The organism is Streptosporangium sp. NPDC006007 (genome assembly GCF_040614315.1).
Taxonomy (GTDB): domain Bacteria; phylum Actinomycetota; class Actinomycetes; order Streptosporangiales; family Streptosporangiaceae; genus Streptosporangium.
Genome location: NZ_JBEXUG010000099.1, coordinates 1 through 1,646, shown reverse-complemented (window position 1 = coordinate 1,646; position 1,646 = coordinate 1). Strand labels below are relative to the sequence as shown.

At 70.7% G+C, this 1,646-nt stretch carries 1 protein-coding gene and 2 pseudogenes; 1 reads left to right on the top strand and 2 read right to left on the bottom strand.

The annotated features are described in order from the left end of the window. Together ABZ194_RS30290 and rsmI are read right to left on the bottom strand one after the other, a co-directional pair. A pseudogene (locus ABZ194_RS30290) lies at nt 1–278 on the bottom strand (phospholipid carrier-dependent glycosyltransferase); the annotation flags it as partial. A gap of 54 nt (nt 279–332) precedes the next feature. After that, a complete protein-coding gene (rsmI, locus tag ABZ194_RS30285) occupies nt 333–1,169 on the bottom strand; it encodes a 16S rRNA (cytidine(1402)-2'-O)-methyltransferase (RefSeq protein ID WP_355600432.1) in 837 nt (278 codons plus the stop codon). Between the two features lie 115 nt (nt 1,170–1,284). On the opposite strand from rsmI, the pseudogene ABZ194_RS30280 reads away from it, so the two are divergent. Then, a pseudogene (locus ABZ194_RS30280) lies at nt 1,285–1,646 on the top strand (phospholipid carrier-dependent glycosyltransferase); the annotation flags it as partial.

The following is a 1,646-nucleotide window of genomic DNA, read 5'->3' as shown; positions in this document are numbered from 1 at the left end:
GCCACGTAGAGCGGGCAGGGACCGGCGTCGGGCGGGGTGCACCTCACCCAGATGTCGGTGTTCCCGGCGATCAGCATGCGGTCGGCGATCGGATCGCCGGTGTTTCCCAGCGAGGCACGTTCCACGCCGTGGCCGAGCAGCCCGAACGCGTCCTTGGCGTAGAACGTCTCGTCGAACACGACCGCGCGTGGATGCCCCAGGTTGACGAAGCGCAGGACCGCGCCGAACGCGGCGACCAGCGCCGGCCCCAGCCACCCCCACATGACGTTTTCCGGCATGGGCGGCAGTAACCGGTCCCTTGTCGATCCCATTTAGGAAATTATGGAGATAAATCAGGCACGGTGAACAGCGTCATAGAGATCGCGTTTGGGAATTCCGGCCGTCTTGGCGACGTCCACGATCGCCTGCTTCCTCGGCACCCCCGTCTCCTCACGGCGGCCGACCTCCTCGACCAGCTCCTCCATGGACGGCGGCCGACTCTGTGGAACGTGCCCGGCGACGACCAGGGTGATCTCGCCTCGCACCCCGTCGGCCGCCCACGCGGCCAGCTCGCCCAGGCCGCCCCGCCGTACCTCCTCGTAGGTCTTGGTGAGCTCGCGGCAGACCGCCGCGGGGCGATCCGCGCCGAACACCCCGGCCATCGCCTCCAGCGAGACCCGCAACCGGTGCGGCGCCTCGAAGAAGACCATCGTGCGCTCCTCCCCGGCCAGAGCCTCCAGCCTGCGGACACGCTCACCGGCCTTGCGCGGCGGGAAGCCCTCGAAGCAGAACCGGTCGCTGGGCAGGCCGGAGACGGCCAGCGCGGTGGTGACCGCGGACGGGCCCGGCAGCGAGGTGACCCTGACGCCGGCCTCGACGGCCAGGCGGGTCAGGCGGTAGCCGGGGTCGGAGACGCCGGGCATCCCCGCGTCGGTGATGACCAGGACGGTCCCGCCGTCCTGGAGGACCTGAAGGAGCTCGGCGGCCCGGCCGATCTCGTTGCCGTCGTAGTAGGAGACGATCCGGCCCCTGATCTCCGCGCCCAGCTCCCCGGCCAGGCGGCGCAGCCTGCGGGTGTCCTCCGCCGCGACCACGTCGGCGCTCTCCAGCGCGGCGCGCAGCCGGGGCGAGGCGTCGCCCACCTGCCCGATCGGAGCTCCCGCCAGCACCAGCCTGCCGTTGTCCTTCACCCTCCCATCCTCCCCCATCCCAGCTGAGCCTCCGCCCCGGGGAGAAGTTCCGTAATTAGCCATGTAGGCGGTGTTTCTCGGGTGCCTGGGGTGAAGCGGCCCGTACGATGGCCGGGTGGCCGTGACCGACTTCCCCAGCCAGGCGTTCGAGCAGCCGGAGCCCCAGCCGCGCCGTGGACCGGTGGACTCCATGCGCGACCGGCTGGTGCCGCCGATGCCGGGAAGCCTCATGTGGGGGTGGCTGGGGCCGGTGCTGGTCGCCGCGTTCGGCGCGGTCCTGCGCTTCGTCAACCTCGGCCGCCCGCACGCGGTGATGTTCGACGAGACGTACTACGCCAAGGACGCCTGGTCCCTGATCAACTTCGGCGCCGAACGGAACGCGCTCAAGGACGCCGACAAGATCCTCATGGAGGGCGGCACCCAGATCTGGCAGCGGTGCTCGCCGGCCGAGGTCGACAAGTGCGCCTCCTACGTGGT